Raw genomic sequence first — 24,154 nt, forward strand, 5'->3', positions numbered from 1 at the left:
CGTAAAATCCAGGATATTATTGCGGTAAGTCCGAATAATGTTTTCGTCCTCTCACATAAAACTGCCACAACAAACTGTATGATTTCAATTCCGGTATTTCTGATAGAATGGTCTTTTGCTGATTTTCCAGACGTTTAGGCTCAAACTTCGGGAGTAACTGATAAAATTCACGCCGCGCCTGATAAACTGCCCGGGCATTCGCAGCATGCCCCGTCAAGAAGAACTTAAGAGCCGCCAGATAATCCAACCAGAAACGCAAGCGCATCACCGGCTTCAAATCTTTTTCCGGCAGATTCTTATACAGCATCAGCAGATTATTCCGGAAATTCAGGAAAGTCTTTCGTGGACTCTCGGCATTTAAAGTACCGCCACCTTTATGATAAATTACCGACTGAGGTGTACAAACCAACCGGTGTCCACGAGAGCGAAGACGCCAGCACAAATCAATCTCTTCTTGATGCGCAAAGAAATCGCCATCTAATCCGCCAACAGCCTTATAGATATCTGTACGGATAAATAAACAGGCTCCCGTTGCCCAAAGTACATCAATCGGAGAATCATATTGCCCTTTGTCTGCTTCAACAACATGCAGCAGACGACCCCGACAGAACGGATAACCATATTTATCCATAAAACCGCCCGAAGCGCCGGCATATTCAAAAAGAGAGCGCTGCAAATCTGCTTTAATCTTCGGCTGAACAGCTACCACATCCGCTTGTGTATCCAATAACCGGCAAGGAGCTTCCAGCCAATGAGGTGTTACTTCTACATCACTGTTCAGCAAGACACAATAAGGATGCGTTATATGCTTTAAGGCCTGATTATAACCTTCTGCAAATCCATAATTCTTATCCATCCGGATAATCTGCACCGAAGGGAATTTATCAGCCAGCATTTGTAGCGAATCATCCGTTGAACCATTGTCTGCGACAATCACATCAGCCCACTCTGCTGGCGAATAACGGACAACAGAAGGAAGATATCGTTCCATCAATGCAGAGCCGTTCCAATTCAATATAACAATTGCTATTTTCTTACTCTTAGTTATTTCCATGATGTATCACAGCGTCACTTCGTTTATATTTCCACCGCTTATGCGTCCAAAGCCATCCTTCCGGTTTACGCAGAATACTTTTTTCCAAACACCGAGCATATTCTTCTGTAATCCAATTTTCAGGAGTCTCTTTTGGATTCTCAGTAATTAATTGGATTTCGAGAGTATAATAGCCACGCTTTACCATCTGGACATCCAGAAAGACCACAGGTGTATTTAACTTCCGGGCTAGCCGTTCTGCTCCAGTCAAGACAGAAGTATCCTGATTCAGGAAATTTGTCCAGTAATGTAAATTACTTGGACTTGGTGTTTGGTCTGCCAAGAATACAACTCCCGATCTGACTTTATTTCTTACAAGCCGTACCACTTCACGGCCTGTATCATTCTTAGGAATACCCAACGAGCCGAACTTCGTCCGTAAATGTATAAATATCTTATCAACCGCCTTATTATTTAATGGGCGATAAATCTGATATAAACGGGCATCTTTAAACCGAGAGTTTGAGCCCGAATACCACTCCCAATTACCATAATGTCCCATCAGGAACAAACAACAAGGATGTCCATTATCCATCAACTTATCAATGAGTTCAGGATTCTGGACATAAGCTCTTTCCTGCAATTCCTGAAGAGAGATATGAGCCAACTTAAGTGTTTCCACAATATAATCAGCAAAATGATGGTAGAAAGCCTTTTCCAGCTGTCTAAGTTCTTCTTCGCTTTTATCTGGGAAAGAAGACTTTAAATTCTTACGTACAACAGGAACACGGTATCTGATTACCCAAGAAATAATCAAATAGAGAAAATCAGATAATACATACAAAAGCCGCATAGGCAGCAGTGCATGTATTTTAATCCATCCGTAAATTAATATATATTGTATACGCGTCCACATAAAGTATGTTTACATCCGTTCGTCATTGACATCTCCTACTGTTCGCTCCGGCGTTCCTCCTTTGCAGGATTTTCCTCCTCCAAGGAGAATTTTGCATCTCCTGTATTTATCCGATAAATGACTCAACTTGCAAAGCTGATTTATCTGAATTCCAACCACCCAAACGAATCCGTCTCGTTTCATTTATTAATGAAGTATCATAAGGTGTTTCAACCTTGATGTAGTTTTCCGTAAATCCGTGCATCATGCCGTCTTTCTTCGTATGCTCGAACAAGACTTTGGCTTCCCGGCCTATATGAGCTTCATAAAATGCCTGAAGTTTTTTCTCTGACAGTTCCAGCAATACTTGACTGCGGGCATGTTTTACCTTCGGGTCCACTACATAGTCAATCTTCAGGGCTTGTGTTCCCGGACGTTCGGAATAACTGAATACATGTAATTGCGTAACATCCAGACTTTCGATAAAACGACGGGCATCTTCAAAGTAGGCATCCGTTTCCCCACGTGTGCCGACGATTACATCTACTCCGATAAAAGCATCTGGAAGAATCGACTTGATCTTCTCGATTTTATGACGGAACAAAGCTGTATCATACCGACGGCGCATCAGTTTCAGCACATCATCACTTCCACTCTGTAACGGAATATGAAAATGCGGGGCAAACCGTTTGCTGCCTGCCACAAAATCAATTGCCTCATCCGTAATCAGATTCGGCTCAATTGAGGAAATACGATACCGCTCAATGCCTTCTACCTCATCCAGGGCTCGGATCAGATCGATGAAAGTCTCACCCGTTGTCTTTCCAAAGTCTCCGATATTTACTCCTGTCAGAACAATCTCTTTTCCTCCTTGGGCAGCAACATCTTCCGCCTGTTTTACCAGACTTTCTATTGAGCCATTGCGACTACGGCCACGGGCAAAAGGTATCGTACAGTAACTACAGAAATAATCGCATCCATCTTGTACTTTCAGAAAATGCCGGGTCCGATCATCGGCAGAACAGGATGGAGTAAAAGTACGAATATCCTTTGAGGCTGAAGTATGAATTACCCCATCAGCCTCCGTTTTATGCAAATTATCCAAATAATGCAAAATATCCAGCTTCTGTTCTGCTCCCAAAACTAAATCAACCCCATCTATATGGGCTACTTCTTCAGGTTTCAACTGGGCATAACAGCCTGTTACCACAATAAAAGCACCTGGATGTTGCTTACTGATACGACGGATAGCCTGACGACACTTCTTATCGGCCAGTTCTGTTACGGAACACGTATTGATAACGCAGATATCTGCCTTCTCTCCTGGGCGGACTTTTCGGATGCCTTGTTCAGACAAGGCCTTCCCGATCGTAGATGTCTCGGCAAAATTCAATTTACAGCCTAATGTATAGTAAGCTGCTTTCTTATTTTCAAAAACTGTATGATCAATCATATCTATAAAACAATCTCCTGAACTAATAGTTTGCAAAATTACGGAAAATAGCTGGTAATTTCCTTATAAACTAAAATTTCATTTGATCAACTCGCCTTTCCCATCAAAGAGTAATGAAGTTCCGTCATCCAACAATGCCCGGTATTTCCCCTGCTCATATGAAAGCCAGAAGGAAATCTCTGTAGGATAATGATAACGAATATAGCGATAGGCTTTTTCATAAGGAGTACGTGGTGAATCCTGTGCTACAAATTCTGTTGCCGAATACACATAATAGACTTGATCGCCCTCATCAGCCAGAATATATTGGACTTGCGGTTGGTCGAGCGGACGACTGATCGAAGTGATGGTAGTCTGATATTTTTCTTCTACAGCCTTCAGGATTTCCGAAGATATAAGTTCTTCTTTCAGCGCAGACCACCCGAAATTATGGTTATCGATATTCATCCATTCGCCTTGCATATTGACCGTAAAGTCGAAGCCATTCGACAGAGAAACCACAACCCGATCTTTACTATCTAAAGGCAAGACCATAGAATTAGACAAAGATCCTCCAAAATATCTATTTATAAAAGCACGGACCTCTTTATCTGGGAGTATAGTTGGAGACGTATAATCCGGATTCGGAATGGAGAACCCCCATATTTGTTGATCGTCTGTTTCAAAATCATATTGAATCGTCTGTTCAGACTTCATCTGCCGGACCAGATAAATATTCTTTTCCGGACAGGCTTCTGTTAACTGTTCTACCACATCTCCTGGCAACGACGAATAAAAGCTATCAGGCAAGTACGCCTTCTCCGCATGGCGAACCTCCAACCAATCATTGTTCTGGTCGAAGTCGACAACAATATGATTGCTTAACCACAAAGAATAACGAAAGTCGGACTGGCTTTCATCCAGCGGGACAATGACATGTTCGATTTCCGCATCAAAAGAAAAGCTCGCAAAAACATACACCTGATCCGGCAAATATTGGTTGGGCTGCAGGCCTGTGTTATGTTCCATTTCCTTACCCAATAATTTCTTATCCTCCGTACTGTAAGCCAGCCATCTTTGGTCTTCCAAACCAAAAGCAATACCATATAATGTCTTATCGAGAGCCTGGATAGGTGATGTCGTTTCGGCTTCGATCTGCCGGATAGCATCTTCATAGGTAGTCTGGATAGAAGACGGAAGTTCCTTCGAATTGAAATGGATACTTGTCCACTCACCTGCGGCATTAAATACAAAATAGATTCCATCAGAAAAACTTACATAATAACAGACCTCTTCTGTACTCGGATCAATAATCTGCTCAGTCGACTGAGGAATCTCATCCGGATAAAGTTCTTGCAAGCTACTTTGAATATTCTCAGGCAACTCTTTCCGAAGATCTTCTACCCGACTATTTTCAGTACAACTGATATGAATCAGGAGTAAACATGCCATCAGGAAACTACATATTCTATCAACTCTCTTTTCCATGATACAATGATTTATTGATTACTGATGTTACAAACTTACAGAAAACCAGAAGAGATTCTATGATTCGGACGTTAATTAGTGTTGCCAAAACTTGTTGACGAGTGATAAATAATAAATGAAAGGCACGAAATCCTGCTCTTTTGAGAGCGATTCCGTGCCTTCACTCTTTATCGTTTCTGATAAGGATTAAGCGTTCAGAGCCTGTTCGATATCAGCAATAATATCATCTACATTTTCAATACCCACTGAGAAACGGATCAGGTCCGGAGCAATACCGGCTTCTTTCAATTGTTCATCCGACAACTGACGATGCGTATGACTGGCCGGATGTAAAACACAAGTACGAGCATCGGCCACATGGGTAACAATTGCTGCCAGTTTCAGATGATCCATAAAGCGGATAGCCACATCCCGTCCGCCTTTCAGACCGAAAGATAAAACACCGCACGAACCATTCGGCAGGTATTTCTGAGCCAGCTCATAATACTTGTTGCTCTTCAAGCCCGGATAGTTCACCCACGCTACCTTATCACATTTTTCCAGCCATTCGGCAACGGCCTGAGCATTCTTACAATGCTGAGGCATACGCAAATGCAAGGTCTCCAGTCCTAAATTCAGCAAGAAGGCGTTCTGAGGTGCCTGGATAGCGCCTAAGTCACGCATTAACTGACTGGTTGCTTTCGTAATGAAGGCCATTTTACCAAATGTCTTCGTATAAGTCAATCCGTGATATGATTCATCCGGCTGGCATAATCCGGGGAATTTGTCAGCATGGGCTTCCCAGTCGAAGTTACCACTATCCACAATAGCACCACCAACATTGGTCGCATGACCATCCATATATTTCGTCGTAGAATGAGTAACGATATCAGCACCCCATTCAAACGGACGGCAGTTGATAGGTGTTGCGAATGTATTATCTACGACAAGAGGCACGCCGTGCTTATGAGCTATACGGGCAAACTTTTCAATATCGAGAACCTTCACGCCCGGATTGGAAATAGTTTCACCAAACATCAGTTTCGTATTCGGACGGAATGCCTTGCTGATCTCTTCTTCGCTGGCATCTTCGTCGATGAATGTACAGTCGATACCCATTTTCTTCAAGGTAACGCCCAGCAGGTTATACGTTCCACCGTAAATACTGGTTGCACTGACAATATGATCACCCGCTTCACAAATATTGAAGCAAGTAAAGAAATTAGCCGCCTGCCCTGAAGAAGTCAGCATAGCAGCCACACCACCTTCCAAAGCAGCAATCTTTGAAGCTACTGCATCGTTGGTCGGATTCTGTAAACGCGTATAGAAATAACCACTATCTTCCAAGTCGAACAAACGAGCCATCTGTTCGCTGGTTTCATATTTGAATGTTGTACTCTGGTAAATCGGCAAAACTCGCGGTTCACCCTTCTTGGGATTCCACCCGGCCTGCACGCAAATTGTTTCAGGCTTGAATTTATTTTCCATTTGGCTTTTATATTAGATATTTGCTGGCAAAAGTACGAAATTAAGAACATATCAGTAGCATATTTCTCTTAAAGATTAAGAAATCCAAGTTATGATATCAAATATTGGAAAAAGGATCAGTTATACCGGGCAAATTAGGATTTACCACATATAAACATTATCTTTGACTGGATAAAACGATGCACAAGCAAACAAAACTACATAGTCATGAACAGGCTCTATCCAATAGGAATACAGAATTTTGAAGATCTTCGGTGTGGAGGATATATCTACGTCGACAAAACAATGCTTCTCTATAACCTGGCGACAACCGGCAAGTACTATTTCCTGAGCCGTCCCAGACGATTTGGGAAGAGCCTGATGCTATCTACCCTTGATGCGTATTTCTCAGGTAAACGAGAATTGTTCAAAGGTCTTGACATGGAGCGTTTAGAGAAGAACTGGATAGTATATCCGGTCCTGCATATGGATTTGAATACAGAGAAATACGATTCTGAAGAGAGCCTGGAGAATAAAATCGAACTTTCCTTAAAGCAGTGGGAAGGTTTATACGGAAACAATCCGGATGAGTATTCGTTAGCCACCCGATTTGAAGGCATCATACGCAGAGCAGCCTTAAAAACAGGATATAAAGTAGTTATCCTTATCGACGAATATGACAAGCCCATGCTGCAGGCCATCGGGAATCCGACCTTACAAACCGCCTACAGAAACACGCTGAAAGCTTTTTATGGAGCCCTAAAGTCATGCGATGGTTTTATCCGCTTCGCTATGTTGACCGGAGTTACTAAGTTTGGCAAAGTCAGCATATTCAGTGATCTGAATAATCTTCGCGATATCTCAATGGTTCAGCAGTATGCCGAGATTTGTGGAATAAGCCAAAGAGAACTTCATACACATTTTGATGAAGATATACACATGCTTTCAGATCAGCTTGGATTAAGCTTTGATGAAACTTGTGAGCAACTGAAAACAAACTATGACGGCTATCATTTTTGCTATAAGTCAGAAGGCATGTACAATCCTTTCAGCTTATTGAATACCTTCGCCAACAGGCAGATGGGCAGTTATTGGTTTGAAACAGGAACTCCCACTTACCTGGTCGAATTAATGAAATTGCATCATTATAAAGTAGAGGATTTAGAACATATCATAACGAATGGTCCTGTACTCGATTCCATTGATGCAGCTTCTACTGATCCTGTACCAGTCATTTACCAAAGCGGATATCTGACGATTAAGGATTATAATGCAGAATTTGAGAATTATACCCTTGGATTCCCGAATCGGGAAGTTGAGCAAGGTTTCTTCCGCTTTCTTCTTCCCCATTATGCCTCTGTAAGTATAAGCAAATCGCCTTATGAAATTCAGCGTTTCGTTGAAGAAGTTCGCCACGGAGATGTGGATGGATTTCTGAACCGGCTGCGTACTTTTTTCAACGACACACCTTATGAACTGGCGCGCGACCGAGAAGTGCATTACCAGAATATCCTCTACATTGTATTCAAGCTAATGGGTTTCCATACAGAAGTCGAATATCATACTTCACGGGGGGGTGTTGATCTTGTACTGAAAACGTCCGATTATATCTATATCATGGAGTTCAAATTAAACGGAAGTGCCGAAGAAGCCATAAAACAAATTGAAGAAAAAGGCTATGCTTCTGCTTTTTCATGTGATAAACGAAAACTCATAAAAGTGGGTATAAACTTCAATGACGAGATACGAAGTATAGAACGCTGGATTATTGCTTAAATCACCTCATCTAAAAGAGAATCAATCATATAGACAAAATATGAAAGATCATTTTCTAAATCTCTGATCTTGAAAAAAAAAATATACCAGCTGATAAAACAAAAGCAACGAGTATCAAAAACGAATCCTACGAGGATTGTAAACGATACTCGTTACTTTTATTTTACAATACGCCGGCTTTTCATGAATATGTGCCGGCTTTTGATCAATTCCCGGCGTATTTCAACTAAAAGCCGGCGTATTTTTCATCTCGAAAAAACTAACTGATAAACAAGAGTTTACCAAATTCGTTTTTGCAGGATACGAAACCAGATAAAAGAGACGATTCCTTTTAAGGTACTAGAGATACTGATGGCCCACCAAACGCCTGATACTCCTAACCCGGCAGCACCTAACCCCATAGCCAATGGAACCCGTAAAGTATTGAATGTAATGCTGATTACAGCCGGAGGAACCGTACGGCCCGTTCCGTAAAACAAACCCTGCATGGTAATTTCGATCATCATAAAGATCATGGAATATCCATCAATACGCAAGAAATCTCCTCCAGCTATATAAGCAGCCGGTTCGGGTACAATGATAGAAAAGACTTCTGCTCCCCAGAACACAAAGAGCAACGTACAGAAAAGGCCGAACACAGAAGTCATCTTCAAGGTAGTCCGATAGGCCTGATCAATACGTTCCCGCCGACGGGCTGCATAGTTCTGAGCCGTAAAAGCACTCAATGCCGTACTGAATCCCTGCGATGTATTCCACGCAATAGCTTCCACCTGTCCGCCGGCCGTCAAGGCCATCAATCCGATATGCCCGCCATACGTAGAAGCCGTTCGTCCCATCAGCAAGTTGATAATAGCAAAGAAGCCATTCAATAAAGCCACCGGAAGACCGATCCGGACAATCTTCAGACTGTAAATAGATTTGAGCCGGACGAAGAAATGGAATCCGGGCCAAAGTCTGTTACGCACTTTCAGCTGATAAACAAACAACAAGACAACGGCACATTCAGATAGCCAGGTAGCATAAGCTGCACCTGCCGTTCCCCAACCAAAGCCCAGGATGAATAGCGGATCGAGAATCATATTCAGCAACAATCCGCTTCCACTGATATAAAAAGGGACTTTGCTTAGTCCGGCCGCATTATGAATACCGGTAAATGCCGAAGCCAAAAAGACAAACGGGAAACCGGTAGCAACAATACGCAAGTATTCGACAGCCATATCGGTAATTTCAGGTTCCAACTTGTAGAGGCTGATCACCGGATGAGCAAAGATAAACAACAGAGCTCCCCAGACAAGAGAGACCAATAATCCGATAGTCAGGTTATGAGACGCAAACATCTTGGCCTCTTCCGTATTCTGTGCACCAATGGAATGACCGACAGTCACTTCTGCCCCGACTTTATTCATAAGCGAAATCGATTGAGTCATCCAGGTTAAAATACCTACGGCTCCGATAGCTGCTACTGCCTCACTCCCCAACCGGCCTACCCACGCCATATCCGTCAGGCTATAAGCCATCTGAATAAAGGAAGTACCCATAATGGGTAATGCTAAATTAAACAATTGCTTTCTAATAGGACCTTCTGTCAGATTCTTGATTGTTTGCATCTTATTCTGTTTCTTAATACCACAAAAAAGGATGTGTTATCTGCACATCCTTTATCTCTATTTATTTATACTTGTCAGCACACTGCTGTAATGTTTGCCAACACTGATACATGCCTCTCGGCACATGGAAGCATCCTTTCCACTTACCGCCTTTCAAAGGTAAAAGCACTTCGCCCTGCCGGTTCAGATACCCAAACCATTCCGGATATTCCGGATCCTTGAAATGCGTCCAGGTATAATCCTGCACACGTTCGAACCATTGCCAACATTCTTCATTGCCGGTCAATAAGAATCCTTTCGCCATGCAAATCATCGATTCAATATGAACCCACCAAAGCTTCTGGTCCCATTCCAACTGCTGAGGCGGATAACCCAGACGATCCATGAAATAGAAAATACCTCCGTATTTCTCATCCCAACCTTTCCGAATCATCTTCAGCGAAATATCCGTAGCCTTCTGGATCAACTCCGGACGGTTCAGACGAACGCCTAAATCCATGATAAACCACATCGCTTCAATGGCATGACCCGGATTCAGATGACGACCTTCGAACGAATCAGACAACTGGTTATTGGTCAATACATTCTCTACAACCAATCCCAACTCCGGCCGATAGAAAACATCCATTACTTCATGGATACATAATTCGATTGTTTTGTCCATCGTTTCCTTGTCCAGCAGATGTTCTATCTCAAGCGACAGATTACACATGATCATCGGCAAGGCAAAATTCTTCAAGTCGCGACTGCCCGGCACCAGTTTATTCCATTGCCCTTTCGGATTATCCATCTTCTCTAAAATACGCGCATAGGTTTTTCGAGCAATTTCTTCATATTCCTTATTTCCGGTAGCCAGACTCAGCTGTCCGAACGCCATGGCTGCAAAGGTATAAGAAAAAATGTTATAAGAAGCCACCAAAGGCTTGCCATCTTGCGTTAAAGAAAAATACCAGTTAAAATTTCCGTCATGACCATATTTCTTCAGAAACTCTCCGCCCTGAATGGCACATTCCAACCATTCCGGCCGTTTCTCTACCTTATTATATAAGAAAGAAAAGAGCCAGACTTCTCGTCCTTGCAACCAGATGAACTTATCCGTATCAAAGACTTTCCCGTCTCTCAACAGACAAGTAAAATAACCTCCATACTGGTGGTCCTGCGAATGTTCCAACCAGAAAGGAACAACTTGCTCGAGCAATTCCTTTTTGTACTTCTCAGCTAAAATGGCATAATTCATAGTATATAATTTTAGATCGTTGTTAAATCATTCCTAACAAACGGCTGCGCGACAACATACAAGCACCAATCAATCCGCCACGAATACCTAATTTAGAAACAACCAGCTCCGTATCCTGATTGACTAAGTTCAGCGAGTATTTACGAATCGCACTTTGTACGGGTAAGCGCAAATAGTCTTGTGTCGCCGAAAGCGGTCCTCCTAAAATTACCATTTCAGGATTCAGCAAATTAATTAAACCTGCTACCCATCGACCCAATACGAAACCAATGTGCTCAACAATTTCTATGGCCAGGACATCTTCCCGCAAAACAGCCTCTACGAAGTCGCTTAAAAGAAATTCTCCATGCTCTTCCATCATATCCCACAGAATAGATGTACAACCTTGAGCTTTCCTTTCATTCAGCATCCGTTCAATGGCATAACCAGAAGCTTCCGTTTCCAGGCATCCTTTTTTCCCGCAGTTACAGATTATCTCGTTATCAAGAGCACAGACATGTCCGATTTCTCCGGAAAAACCAGATTTCCCATAGTAAGGCTTTCCATCAATAATGATTCCGGCACCTAATCCCCAATTGATGTTGATAAACAAAATGTTCTTTTCGTTCTTAACTACACCAGCCAAGAACTCACCATACATCATTGCCCGCGAGTCATTCTCCAAATTAACAGGTATGCCTATTCGTTTTTCTATTTTCTCAGTCAAAGGCTTATCATCAAAATGGAAGAATGAATAAGAGAAACCTGTTTTCGGATTAACCCGTCCACCTAAATTAATTCCAACTTGTAGAACCTGGCTCGCATCTATTTCCAAATGCTGGATATAGTCCTGCACGATTTCACACAAGTGATCAAAAGCTTCGGGTGTATCTTCCAGATTATATCTTTCTTCATGCCCTTCATCAATAATATTTCCACAGAAGTCAATAGTAGCCAGCAATACCTTTTTTACCTGCACATCAACTCCCACAAAATATCCCGCATTCGGGTTCAAGCCATATATATTCGGCTTTCTTCCCCCCGGTGTGTTCTGTTTGCCTAAATCTAGAATATAGTTGTCGTTCATTAATTCTGATACAAACTTCGTCACGGTCGGAATGCTTAATTGCAATTCTTTAGCGATATCGGCGATAGAAGCATTCCCCGATATGATCAAATGTTGTATCAAGTGTTTTTTCAATGTAGTAGTTTTATACCTACTATCTTGCAATAAAAATTTTGTTGCCATTTTTTACATTGATTTATAGTGAACCATCTTTCAAACTATTTTAATCCCCATCCTCTGTATTTAATACATCCTAATCAGAAGTTCTATCCAGACAATCATTTCTGCTTTACAAATAAATCCATAAAATAACAGAACATTCATTTCCGAACTTTACTAAAATCAAAGAATGCCAAAATCAAAATATGTCTTACTCTTAGTTTCCCGGATTTGCCTATTTAGAGGACACAGAGCTTATGACATATATTATATATGACATAATATATTTGCTCTAATCCTAAATACAAAGTTAGAAATAAATATTTTAAATAATGCGTTTTCTTAAAATTATATTTTTAATAAATTCATGTTTTATATTATCTCTTCTTTCACTCGATTAAATCTATTTTCGAACAATCAAAATCTGCAAAACGTATCATAAATACACTTATTGAACACAATATATTATTTACAGAACATATATAGTTAAATTATGGATAAATCATTTTTCTATTTTCCATTTTTCTTATCTTGCCGAACTTTTTTCATTAACTTAAAAACAATCTGCTTATGAGAAAGATTGCAACTATTTTTTTAGCATTATTATGCTTTTCTCCAACATGGGCTAAACAACTCACGCAAGAAGAGGCTTGGAAAGTAGCTCGTAGTTTTTTCAACCAGTCAGGAAGTCTGCGGTCGGCAGGAGAAATTCACCTAGTCGCCCTATCTGGAGATTTAATCGAATCTTCATCTTTACGAAGTACTTCTGGACAAACGGCATTTTATGTATTCAACCAGGGGAATTCGGCTTATGCCATTGTTTCAGGCGATGACCGGATGAAACCCGTCTTGGCTTATTCCAATACAGGAGCCTTTGTTGTTGAGAACATACCGTCTAATATAAAAGCTTTATTAACCGCCTATCAGGATTACTATAGCCAGCTCGATAATCAACAGAAATTACCTCAGCCTGTTAATTTCAAGTCATCAAACACTTTTAGTGAGGATGTACAACCTTTATTAGGTGACATCAACTGGAATCAGGATGAACCTTATTATAATCTATGTCCGGAAGTTGAAGGAAAAAGATCTGTTACAGGTTGTGTCGCCACAGCCATGGCCATGGTTATGAAATACTTTGAATATCCTCAAAAAGGAATAGGATCACATTCTTACAAAACTCCAGCCGGAAATGATTGCTCTTTTAATTTTGGAGCGACCACCTTCGACTGGAAAAACATGCTTCCCCAATACACCGCTGGGAAGTATACTGATGCACAAGGAAAAGCTGTTGCAGAATTGATGTATGCCTGTGGAGTGGCCGTTGAAATGGACTATTCTCCTGACGGATCCGGAGCCATGTCAAGCATCGTGGCAGATGCTCTCATCAATTATTTCGGCTACAGTAAAAACATGGGATATGTTTCCCGCAATTATTTTAGCACTCAGGAATGGATGGAGATGGTCAAAAAGGAATTGAATGAAAAACGTCCTATCTTATACTGTGGAGCATCCAAAGAAGTAGGTCATGAATTTGTACTCGACGGCTATGATAAAAACAATCTGGTTCATGTCAACTGGGGTTGGGGCGGCATGAATAACGGTTACTTTGAGATCGCCTCACTGGAACCAAGCTCTCCCGGAATCGGAGGAGGCAGTAGCTTAGGAGGAGGTTTTATATTCCAGCAAGGTATGGTGACAGGTATGCATCCAGAATCCCAATCCACCCCCTACACTTCATACTTCACGTTGGGAGAACTAAAAGCAAGCAAATCATCTTTTAGTCAGAATGAGAATTTTGACCTGACGGCAATCAACTTCTACAACATGACTTCGACGTTCTATAAAGGAGAAGTAGGAATCATCGTGGAAGGGAAAGACGGCGTACAGCATCCGATCAAAAGCTACACTTTTGATGACAAAGTAAATACTGATTATGGATATGAGACGTTAAACCTTGAGAATATAACAATCCCGGCAGAAATCAAAGACGGCACGTACAACTTATATCTGGGAACCAAAGAAGAACGGGAAAGCCAATATAGCCGGGTTCGTAGTACGATAGGATGTGGAACAGAATATATTCTAACGATAAAAGACAGTAAATGTAATCTCAATGTATTTACCGGATTACTAAATTTAGAGACAGATCTGAATGTATCCATCCGATCCTTACATGGCTTATATGAAGGAATAAACGGAGATTTTGAATTGACATTCTCCAATTCAAGTAGCCAAAGTGAATTTTATGGAATGGCAGGAGTAATGCTGCTCACCAAAGAAAAAGATCCTCAAATAGTAACAATCCTCGGGAAAACCCAATTATTATTGCCGGCTAATACCCAGGAACAAAAGCATCTTGTTTCAGAAAGTCTGACCCAACAAACACAAACAGATTCAATTATTCCTATCTCTGAAGGAGATTATTTGGCTGCTACCTGCATCCAATGGGGAAATTATTGGTATTCAATAGGAGAACCTTTGGAGATACAAATTAAGAAAGGTAAAATCTGTGAAAGCGTCATTGCTCAGAACGCTGCAGTTGCCCAGTCTAAAATAGGGCTGGATGATCCATTGCAAGTGACAGCCGACCTTCTTTTAGATGGAGAAGGCGACGTATTTAACAATATAATTGTAGCGGCTATCTTTGCTGAAGGAGAATCTTCTACCCAAAACATGCATACTTCTTCCGTGTTTATTGAAAGCTGCAACTTACCTTATAAGCTGTCAATGAACTTTAATCCTAATGTGACAGCCGGGAAATATGCCGTTGTTCTCTTCCAGTATGTTAAAGGTGACTTTGTGCAATTAACTCCAGGCATACCATTTGAAGTATCAGCAACACCAACGGGTATAGAAGATCTCTCAAGTACTAACGGAGTAACAGTTTACGGAATCTCTTCAAACAATGTGTTACGAATCAGAACTTCTGCATTAGCTAAAAATGCAACCATTTATTCAATAACTGGGCATAAAATTCATCAAGAGGAACTGACTCCCGGCATTGGAAATGATTACTCTTTCCAAGTAAATCATCTAAATAAAGGTTTCTACATTCTGGTTGTACAAACAACAGACGGGAAAACTTATTCTACAAAATTCCGGAAAAAGTAATGTTTTAAACGAATCATTAGTTGAGTAGTCGAATTTAAACAACTTCGGCTACTCAAATAGTGACATAGCCATTTTATACTATAAATAAAATAAGTATATATGAATAAATATGTGGTATTATATTTTGCTTGGATGCTTACAGGAGCCATCGCCTGTAAGACAGCACAAACTGAATCTAAAGCGAATTACTATGAGGAGGAAGGACAAATGGCTTTAACCCAGAAAAAAGACTCCAGGAAATCGGGACAATTATCTTCTGTATCGTCGCCTGTTGTCTATGTCTATAAAACGAAGAAAGATTATTCGCATCAGGTACCTGTCATAATGGATCAATCCAGAAGCCGGATTCTATCTTATCCTCATCCCAAAGATTTGTCTATTGGAGGGAAACTGTGTTTACCGACACCTTTGGAACAAGGCTACTGGCTTGACAATAAAGGCATAAATCCACAAGTGGCTTTTCTGAAATATACCTACGAAGAATATAGCCAATTTCCACAAGCGCCATCCATGGAAATGCTAATGGAAAATATTCTTGACAAGAATCCGTTAACAGAGATTCATGCCTGTGGAAGAAGAATGGATTATGTAAACCTTGTAGAAGAACTGAATCAGAAAATTGAACAAGGGACTTTAAGTTCTCTTCCTACGCTACAATTGGAAAGACAATCAGAATGATTTATTCTGTGTACTTATTATATAATTCAAGTTTCGCAAGTACTCAAATAATGTAATAAAAAAAGGCTAAAGAGTTTGATAATTCAATGATTATCACTATATTAATGTCGCCAAACAAACAATATAGCACCCTTTAGCCATGAACAAAAATAGACATATTATCGGTGAACTCCAAGAGTTTTTTGCAAACAATGACTCCAGCAAGGCAATAAACAGCATCTCAACCATTATGAACAGCATAAGAATACAAAGTAGAGTCATCGGGTCAATTAAGAATCCGAATTGCAAATTCACCTGTCTTCAGGTGTTGCAGTTGCTTGTTCTGTTCCCGTTCTTTTCAATTAAAAATGCAGCCAACTATTCGTCTTCTGCTTTGGGCAGGATGTTTGTCTGCCACAAAGATATGTTCTATCGTTTCATGAACGACGGCAACGTCAATTGGCGACGTATCATCTATTCGATTTTCAGGCAATTGTATTCACGTGTGAAACGCAGGACGACATTGAAGTCGGACATCAGGTGTGTCATCATCGATGATACAGACCTTCCAAAGACCGGATTCAAGACCGAGAAGATTGGCAAGGTATTCTCTCATACCCAAATGAAGTCTATACTTGGCTTCAAGGCAATGTTCCTCTGCTTTACGGATGGTGTATCCCAGTTTCTCCTTGACTTTTCTCTCCATGGAGAGGAGGGAAAACGAAGCGATAAGCCACAGGGGTTATCCAAGAAACAGACGGAGGCTCGCTATTGCAAGGAACACTCAGGGGATGAGCGTATTGCCAGGCGTAGCGCTGAGTATTTTGCAAGTAAGATTGAGACGGCCATCAGTATGCTCAAACGCTCAATCATAGAGGGTGTACGTTTCGATTATCTTCTTGTTGACAGCTGGTTTACCTGCTCTGAACTTTTGAAGTTCGTAGTCTCAAGGCACTTTGGATGCCACCTTATCGGAATGATAAAGATGGGCAAAACCAAGTATGAGACAGATCTTGGAAACAAGACAGCGCCTGAACTTATCAAGATTTTCCAGAAATCCAGGAACGTAAAGTATAGCCGCTCAATCGGTTACTACACAGCAACTGTATCTGCTAAAATCTCCGGCATTAAGGTCAGTCTGTTCTTTTACAGAAGAGGCAAGAAGGGCAACTGGAATGCTCTACTTACCTCTGACCTTAAACTTGATGCCAAAGAAGCCTTCAGACTTTATTCAAGAAGATGGGTTATCGAAGTGGCTCACAAAGAGATGAAGCAAAACCTGAAACTCGGAAAGAACCAGTGCAGAGACTTCGCCGGACAGATTGCAGGCATATCATTGTGCGTACTACAGTACAATATACTCAGTTATGTCAAACGCAATGAATCATACGAAACTATCGGAGGACTCTTTGCCGAAATTTCAAAGAACTCTGTCGAACTTTCAGTAGCAGAAAAAATCTGGCTGCTGATTGTAGAAGTTATAAACGTCATTGCCGAGGTACTTAACTGTGATGCAATGGTTCTGACTGAACAAGTAATATCAAACGATAAACAAATCAAAGCTGTGAAGCAGGCTTTCGACAGGCTGACACCAGCCGCCTGAGGAGCTACACTTTACTTGCGAAACTTAAGTTATATAATTCTCTTTGGAAGGGATGAAACAAACATCGCTCTTCCAAATAGAATTTCACTATCGCTTACAAAGTATAAGTCAGCGTCACCCAAGCTACACGGGGATCACGATTCCGTTTCTGGACAAGTTGCAACTGGTCTGTATCAATCAGAGTTGTTTCTTCCAACGAATCAAATATGTTGTTTATACTGATTTGTGCACACCATTTCCGATTGGCAAAATATTGCGACAAACCAGCATTGACAGTATAATGACTTTTTATCTTCCCTTGCACAGTCAACTGATCAGAAATATAGAAACCATCTATTTGCAATTCTGTAGTGGGCGTAATATGAATGGCCAAGTTACCTTTAACATCCCAGCACCATAAAGACTTATTGATATCATATCCAATCGTTCGTCCATCTATTTCATCCCGGAAAACGTCTCCAGCCAAACCTAAGTCTAAAAATCGAACTGGCTGCCAGCGAAGAGACAAATCAGCTCCCACAGTCTGACTGGTACCTGTATTATTTTTCTGCCACAAAGTTTCCTCATCAACTTGTGTTGCCACTTTCACAATACGATTCTGCCTGTTCCGATAATAAATAGCCGGTGTCATTCTAAAATTAGGTAAAGCCAGTTGCCAGTTCAGCTCCAAAGTATGGATAAACTCATCTTGTAAGGAAGGGTTTCCCATTATTACATGCGTTACATCCGTATTATCTATAAAAGAACTCAATTCCGAGCCCAAAGGTCTAATCACGCGCTGCTGATAGCTCAGCTGAACAGATTGCTGCGGATTGAATTCATAAGATATCTGGGCACGAGGATAAACATGAAACTGGTTTGCTTTGGTTTCCGCTGTATTGGAAATGGAAGGCAGTGTTTCAGTCATTTTCCGATTCATAAATTCTGCCTGCACTCCTACTTCCGCATTCCAATGTTCTGTCTTTTTCTCAAATGACAGAAACAACAGATTCAAATAGCGTTGAAAAGCATAATCATAGTTTTTTGCCAACGTGGGCTGCCATTCACCATTCTGCTTAGCATTTACTTCGTTCCGATGAGATTCATCCGTCAAACGCCCTATATAACCGACCTGGAAACTGGCTGTCTTTCCTAAAGGATGCTTATAATTCAGTCTCCAGAAATAATTATGCTTATCATGATTAATGAATTGATTATCCTCAGCTATGATTTGCTGATTATCAGGATTCTCATTTTTATAGTCATTGTCTTCATCATACTTGAAGTTATTATAATTAAACAATGCCGACAAGCTGCTTCCTAACTGGAAGTGATGATTCCAATAAGCATCTGCCGACCAAGCCGACTGATACTGATCGTTATACCGATTCCGAATTACATATTTCATCAGATCCCCTTTAGGATTAAACACCCGGTTATTAATACGCCCGTACCGGTTATAATCCATCACATAGAATAAGCCGGATGCACCTATTTGATCGTTATCAGAAAGATCGTAAGCCAACTGTAAATCAGCCAGATGAACATCCGGCCGAGCATCCGCATTGTTATTCATGGAAGTAGTATTCTGAGCCGTTGTCGTTGTCTTGCTGAATGTTCTGGACCGGAACTCTTTCCGATAATTATATTTTGCAGTGATATAGAACTTTCCGGGATTCAAATTAAATACAGTTCCTGCATTATACCGTTCATGCCAACCTGCACCAACAGATAATGTGAGTGGAGACAGTATTTCATGATATGAAGAGGAAGACAAGTTCAGTACACCTGCATCTCCATCCGGAACCATTGAAACATCCGGAAAGACCTCAAGTCCCACTTTATTGAAGAATAGCGCAGGCAGTTGGATTAATACATCCCCACTATACTCTTCCATTAAACCATAAGGAATACCATTTATAAACAAACCGGAATGACTGCTACCTCTAAAAGTAACGCCACCCTCTATATCCGTTATTACCGAAGGTAATTGACGGATCGCTTCTGCAGTCGTAACCGAAGCACTGCTGAGCTGCCTTTCCACTTGAAGTCTTTTTACTGGACTGCCACTTATACCAGAAGCATATTTGCCTACGACTTCCACCTCTTCTATTGTTCTATTCAATGTTGAATCGGCCTCCTGAGCATTTATTGCCATACTCAGGCAGAGGCCTGACACTACATACAAAATCTTGTTCATATAATAATTGTTATTTTATTTGCTAAAATAACCAAATTGAAGACTAATTTGTTGCGTAAATCTATAAAAACAAAAAAAGTCTGTATGTTTGTACATACAGACTGTCCTTGTTTCTCAGCTCATTCAACTGAATTATTCAGCTGGAGTAGCTTCAGTAGCAACTGCAGCTGTAGAATCTGCAGGAGCAGCAGCTGTTGTATCAGCCGCAGCAGGAGCAACTTCTTCTGCAGGAGCTGCAACTTCTGTTTCAGGAGCTTCAGCAACTTCAGTTGATTCAGATGATTTATTGCCACAAGATGCAAATGATACTGCTGCAACAACGGCAGCGAATGCAACTAACTTTTTCATTTTGTTCTAAAATTAAACGGTCTATAATTTCTTCTTGAAAACGCTGCAAAATTATGCATTAATTTTATATGTTGTACAGCAGACGGCCTATTTTTTTATAAAAAAATCATTTTTTTTGAGCTTCGACTATGATATAATTCATACAGAACTATCAATCAGCATATTACAATTACGACTGACTTTCTAATAATTTTCATATAAATATCGCTTGATGCTTTTCTTTGGCGTCTTTTCAAATTCCGTCGGATATAAAACGATAGAAGTTATCGCTTCATAAGGCGCCAATAATTTATTCAGGTCTTTCCTGTTCTGTTCCATAATTGCCGGAAGATCATCATGCCGAATGCCTGTATTATCTACCATATCATAATCTGGATAAACCAAACCGACCAGCTTTCCTTCCCGTTCAACAATCAGGCTTTCCAAAACGAAGGGCAGATTATTCAGTTTGGCCTCTATTTCTTCCGGATAGATATTCTGACCATTCGAGCTTAGTATCATCGTCTTGCTCCGGCCACGAATGTAAATACGGTTATTGACATCAATCGTTCCCAAGTCGCCCGTCTTCAGCCAACCATCATCTGTAAATACATTTCGAGTAGCCTCTTCATTCTTATAATATCCCTTCATGACATTCTCGCCCCTTACCTGAATTTCACCTACTTTATTATAAGGATCTTCAGAATCAATACGGACTTCCATGATACCTTTCAGAATTTGGCCGCAAGAAGTCGGGATATATTCTTTATGATTATCATAACTGATCAATGGCCCGCACTCGGTCATACCATATCCGATGGTATAAGGGAATTTGATCTTATACAAGAAATCGGCCACTTCCTGATTCATGGCAGCTCCACCGACAATGACCTCCCGGAAACGACCGCCCATGGCATCTGTCAGTTTTTTATTGATCTGGGCGTAAATACGATCGTTCAGCAAAGGCACATTCATAGCAAGCTTCATGGCCCGTTTATTAAGCTGGGGAGCAATCATTTTCTTGTATATCTTTTCCAAAATCAAAGGGACAGTCAGAATCAGGTTCGGCTTAATCTCCTCGAATGCTTTGAGCAGAATCTTGGGTGAAGGAAGTTTCCCTAACAGGAAGACATGTGCTCCGAAAGCCATTGGCACCAGGAAATTGAAAGCGCAACTGTACGCATGGGCCAAAGGCAAAAAACACAACTCTCGTTCACCCCGGAACAGAATATCCAATGTCCGGGCATAAGTTACATTACCGGCCAAGTTATTACCTGTCAGCATTACGCCCTTACTGAAACCCGTCGTTCCAGAAGTATAATTCAGCAAGAGGACCTTGTCGTTGTCCAATTCTGCATATCTGATATTCTCGCGGGTAAAGCCATTCGGATAAACTTCGGTAAACCGGCTGTCCAATTCCTTCAGGAGCTTCTGAATATTTTCTCCATCACGCTGATGCAGACATCTGAAATCGGTCAAGGAAAAGACAGCACGTACCTCACCGATCTTTTCTTCTTCCAGCGTATCCCAAATCCGATCACTCACGAACAAAAAGACTGATTCAGAATGATTGATGATGTGATGCACATCATTCGGATTAAAATCGGGCAAAATAGGAACAATAATCGCACCATATGTAATGGCAGCCATATAGACGACACACCAGTTAGCACAGTCGCGGCCGATTAAGGCAATTTTGTCTCCTCGCCGGATCTGGCATTCCTTGAAAAGGATATGGAAACGGGCAATCTCTTTGGCTACGTCGGCAAATGTCATTGTGTTTTGTTCTACATAGTCGGTCAATGCCGGTAAATCCCAGTTTTCTTGGAAACTTTTCTCGTAAATCTTGATAAAATTCTCTTGTATCATATTATGTATCTGTCTATTTCGCGCAAAGATACGATTTTTGTCTTTGCCCGATATCATTTATTCCACTGAATCAGCCATTTTACTCTTCTAAAAGCTTATTCATCCATCGGGAAACGGACACCCCATTCTTTACGAAGGCTGTCAAGCATCCGCATAACACGCAAACTTTCTTCGTGAGGCATCGAAACAGGTTCAATCCGTCCTTCGCGGATTGCGTCAGCCGCCTCTTGTACCTGATACTCGAATCCGGTAATCTGCGGCGGACAAGTATGGCGGGCGATTTCCTGATGTTCTGTATTATAAACAACGGCCAACTGCGGATTGTTGATATTATCGACGACAATATAGCCTTTATCCCCTGAAATGATGCCCATACGATCGGTTGCACAAAAAGCCGTTGTCTGCATCACGGCCATGCGACCATCGCTATACGTAAATGTAATGCTGTTCTGCATATCAACGCCTGCCGCATTCTTCACACAAGCAGAAGTTATATTTTCTATCTCATCTCCAAAGGTCATGAGAGCAAAATTAATCGGATAAACACCTAAATCATACAAGGCTCCACCACAAAGCTCCGGTTTTACAATACGTTCAACATCTGATATAACATACCCTAAGTTGGCTGTCAGCATCATCGGCTTACCAATAATGCCGTTTTCTGCCAATTCCCTGATGGTCTTTGAGAAAGGCATATAGCGGGTCCATATCGCTTCGGCCAGATAAACATGCTGTTCCTGCGAGATCCGAATCAGTTCTTCTGCTTCACGGGCATTGGCGGTAAAGGCTTTCTCGCATAAAACCGGTTTACCTTTCAGCAAACACATACGAGCCGGTTCGAAATGATGCGAATGCGGCGTGGCCACATAAATCAGATTTATTTCCGGGTCGTCGGCAAGGGCTTCATAACTTCCGTAGGCTTTCCGAGCCTGAAATTCGGCAGCAAATTGCTCTGCGCGAGTCAAATCTCGCGCCGCTACCGCATATAGCTCTGCGTTTTCCATACCTTGTAAAGTAGTTGCCATCTTACGGGCAATATGTCCGGCTCCGAGGATACCGACTTTCAATGTCTGTTGCATATTCATTCGTTTATAATTGTTTAATATATTCGACAAGCTCTCTTTCTCCTGCTATTTCTCCTACCATATGATAGTGCTTACATAAATGGTCGAACTGCTGATAAAGTTGTTCTGCCTTGGCTTCATCTTGCTCATACAGTTTCGCCAACGCATACGCCAACCGTAAAACAGAAGGCCGGTATTGTTGGTTCAGGTGAATGTATTTCTGCATTTCGGTCGTGAGAAGCCGCTCAATCTCCTGTTTCGAAAACTGACGGATCAAGCGGAGGAAGATTTCCTCGCAAGTGAGCTCCTGCTGATACAGATAGACCATATCCTTTTTATGCCGCCCCATTTCATCAGCCAGTCTATTCGCTTCCTCAAAGTTCAACTGATCCAAGGCTCGAGCCAGTTGGTAGAAACAAGCCATCACCTGTATCGTATTGGCACAGTCCAGTTTCTCATTCGCATGAAAATAGGCTGAAGGAATATCTTTTACGCGGATGCCTTGCTGAATAAAACCGTTGATACGCATGACATCTATGAATACCTGCCGGGAAAGAGGATCCTGTTTGAGCATCCGGTTATTCATTCCATCATTGGGAATTCCACCCCCGATTAAAGGAATTCCATTACTACAAGCCATAAGAATACCCGCAAAAGCAAAAAGAACCACCAGAAGATTTCCTGTACTGGACTGATTTATACTCGGAACAAACAATAAAAGAAGAGCAATCACAGCCGTACACAGATTGGCCAAGACTCCGCCCATATTATAAAAGGATAATTGTGACCGGCTCAGAGGTTGTTCGGGAGGCATCATCAGACATTGACCGACCGTTCCCGGAATATGAAAGACCGAAAAATGAAATTTCCCGTCTTTACGGCTTATCGTGAACTTAAAGATACGAAACGAAAGAAACTCCCAACCAGAAGTCAAGGCTGCAAGCATATGTCCTGCTTCATGAATAATAATTTGCAAAATGAATAATACCGGAATAAAGATCAAGAATTCAATGATAAGAGGTATAATCTGCATCCCTGATTTGGCAGAGCGGGCAAACACAGCTCCAATAAAAGCGCCAATAGCCAGACATAAAAAGAAGAAAACAGCTTGATATAAGATTGATTTGTGTTTCTGTTTCATAATGCACAACATTAAATATCCAAACAAAGATATTAAATGTTATCCGGAAAATCTTGAAAATACCCGAAAAGAGACTCCAAAC

17 protein-coding genes are annotated in these 24,154 nt (G+C 41.3%); 4 read left to right on the forward strand and 13 right to left on the reverse strand.

The genetic code is table 11. The features are described from left to right. Positions 1 to 16 precede the first annotated feature (16 nt). The 5 genes from NEE14_RS08770 to NEE14_RS08790 form a co-directional block, all read right to left on the reverse strand. Complete coding sequence (locus tag NEE14_RS08770; protein WP_251968384.1) at positions 17 to 1,054, reverse strand: glycosyltransferase family 2 protein; 1,038 nt, start codon at positions 1,052 to 1,054, stop codon at positions 17 to 19. Further along, positions 1,041 to 1,949 carry a lysophospholipid acyltransferase family protein gene (locus NEE14_RS08775; protein WP_251968385.1) on the reverse strand — a complete coding sequence of 303 codons (909 nt, stop codon included), beginning with the start codon at positions 1,947 to 1,949 and terminating at the stop codon, positions 1,041 to 1,043. Before NEE14_RS08775 ends, NEE14_RS08770 begins: the two co-directional genes overlap by 14 nt. Positions 1,950 to 2,055: 106 nt before the next feature. Beyond that, the gene (gene mtaB / locus NEE14_RS08780) at positions 2,056 to 3,381 is read right to left on the reverse strand and encodes a tRNA (N(6)-L-threonylcarbamoyladenosine(37)-C(2))-methylthiotransferase MtaB (RefSeq protein WP_251968386.1); all 1,326 of its coding nucleotides are present in this window, start codon (positions 3,379 to 3,381) and stop codon (positions 2,056 to 2,058) included. A gap of 78 nt (positions 3,382 to 3,459) precedes the next feature. Beyond that, the gene (locus NEE14_RS08785; protein ID WP_251968387.1) at positions 3,460 to 4,848 is read right to left on the reverse strand and encodes a PepSY-like domain-containing protein; all 1,389 of its coding nucleotides are present in this window, start codon (positions 4,846 to 4,848) and stop codon (positions 3,460 to 3,462) included. A gap of 186 nt (positions 4,849 to 5,034) precedes the next feature. Beyond that, the gene (locus tag NEE14_RS08790) at positions 5,035 to 6,315 is read right to left on the reverse strand and encodes an O-acetylhomoserine aminocarboxypropyltransferase/cysteine synthase family protein (protein WP_251968388.1); all 1,281 of its coding nucleotides are present in this window, start codon (positions 6,313 to 6,315) and stop codon (positions 5,035 to 5,037) included. Positions 6,316 to 6,522: 207 nt separating this feature from the next. Here NEE14_RS08790 and NEE14_RS08795 point away from each other — a divergent pair, with 207 nt between their 5' ends. Next, a complete protein-coding gene (locus NEE14_RS08795; protein WP_251968389.1) occupies positions 6,523 to 8,070 on the forward strand; it encodes an ATP-binding protein in 1,548 nt (515 codons plus the stop codon). 278 nt (positions 8,071 to 8,348) lie between these two features. Here NEE14_RS08795 and NEE14_RS08800 read toward each other — a convergent pair whose 3' ends face one another. The 3 genes from NEE14_RS08800 to NEE14_RS08810 form a co-directional block, all read right to left on the reverse strand. Continuing rightward, positions 8,349 to 9,677: an MATE family efflux transporter gene (locus tag NEE14_RS08800; RefSeq protein WP_251968390.1), complete on the reverse strand. Its 1,329-nt coding sequence runs from the start codon at positions 9,675 to 9,677 to the stop codon at positions 8,349 to 8,351. A gap of 61 nt (positions 9,678 to 9,738) precedes the next feature. Continuing rightward, positions 9,739 to 10,914 carry an AGE family epimerase/isomerase gene (locus NEE14_RS08805; RefSeq protein WP_251968391.1) on the reverse strand — a complete coding sequence of 392 codons (1,176 nt, stop codon included), beginning with the start codon at positions 10,912 to 10,914 and terminating at the stop codon, positions 9,739 to 9,741. A 22-nt stretch (positions 10,915 to 10,936) separates the two neighbouring features. Continuing rightward, on the reverse strand, positions 10,937 to 12,142 hold the full coding sequence (locus NEE14_RS08810; RefSeq protein ID WP_251968392.1) for an ROK family transcriptional regulator: 1,206 nt from the start codon (positions 12,140 to 12,142) through the stop codon (positions 10,937 to 10,939). A gap of 546 nt (positions 12,143 to 12,688) precedes the next feature. Here NEE14_RS08810 and NEE14_RS08815 point away from each other — a divergent pair. From NEE14_RS08815 to NEE14_RS08825, 3 genes are all read left to right on the forward strand, one after another. Then, on the forward strand, positions 12,689 to 15,232 hold the full coding sequence (locus NEE14_RS08815) for a thiol protease/hemagglutinin PrtT (RefSeq protein ID WP_251968393.1): 2,544 nt from the start codon (positions 12,689 to 12,691) through the stop codon (positions 15,230 to 15,232). A gap of 99 nt (positions 15,233 to 15,331) precedes the next feature. Then, positions 15,332 to 15,910: a hypothetical protein gene (locus NEE14_RS08820; protein WP_251968394.1), complete on the forward strand. Its 579-nt coding sequence runs from the start codon at positions 15,332 to 15,334 to the stop codon at positions 15,908 to 15,910. A gap of 139 nt (positions 15,911 to 16,049) precedes the next feature. After that, positions 16,050 to 17,492, forward strand: a complete 1,443-nt coding sequence (locus NEE14_RS08825) for an IS4 family transposase (protein WP_338578704.1) — start codon at positions 16,050 to 16,052, stop codon at positions 17,490 to 17,492. Positions 17,493 to 17,586: 94 nt separating this feature from the next. Here NEE14_RS08825 and NEE14_RS08830 read toward each other — a convergent pair whose 3' ends face one another. From NEE14_RS08830 to NEE14_RS08850, 5 genes are all read right to left on the reverse strand, one after another. Then, on the reverse strand, positions 17,587 to 19,671 hold the full coding sequence (locus NEE14_RS08830; RefSeq protein ID WP_251968594.1) for an outer membrane beta-barrel family protein: 2,085 nt from the start codon (positions 19,669 to 19,671) through the stop codon (positions 17,587 to 17,589). A gap of 132 nt (positions 19,672 to 19,803) precedes the next feature. Continuing rightward, positions 19,804 to 20,019, reverse strand: a complete 216-nt coding sequence (locus NEE14_RS08835) for a hypothetical protein (RefSeq protein WP_251968595.1) — start codon at positions 20,017 to 20,019, stop codon at positions 19,804 to 19,806. Between the two features lie 183 nt (positions 20,020 to 20,202). Further along, positions 20,203 to 21,867, reverse strand: coding sequence for an AMP-binding protein (locus NEE14_RS08840; RefSeq protein WP_251968596.1), 1,665 nt, complete (start codon positions 21,865 to 21,867; stop codon positions 20,203 to 20,205). A 95-nt stretch (positions 21,868 to 21,962) separates the two neighbouring features. Continuing rightward, positions 21,963 to 22,946 carry a Gfo/Idh/MocA family protein gene (locus tag NEE14_RS08845; protein WP_251968597.1) on the reverse strand — a complete coding sequence of 328 codons (984 nt, stop codon included), beginning with the start codon at positions 22,944 to 22,946 and terminating at the stop codon, positions 21,963 to 21,965. A gap of 10 nt (positions 22,947 to 22,956) precedes the next feature. After that, positions 22,957 to 24,072 (reverse strand): M50 family metallopeptidase, encoded by a 1,116-nt coding sequence (locus NEE14_RS08850; RefSeq protein ID WP_251968598.1) that lies wholly within the window; start codon positions 24,070 to 24,072, stop codon positions 22,957 to 22,959. Positions 24,073 to 24,154: the final 82 nt, after the last annotated feature.

Source organism: Parabacteroides sp. AD58 (assembly GCF_023744375.2).
Classification (GTDB): Bacteria; Bacteroidota; Bacteroidia; order Bacteroidales; family Tannerellaceae; genus Parabacteroides; species Parabacteroides absconsus.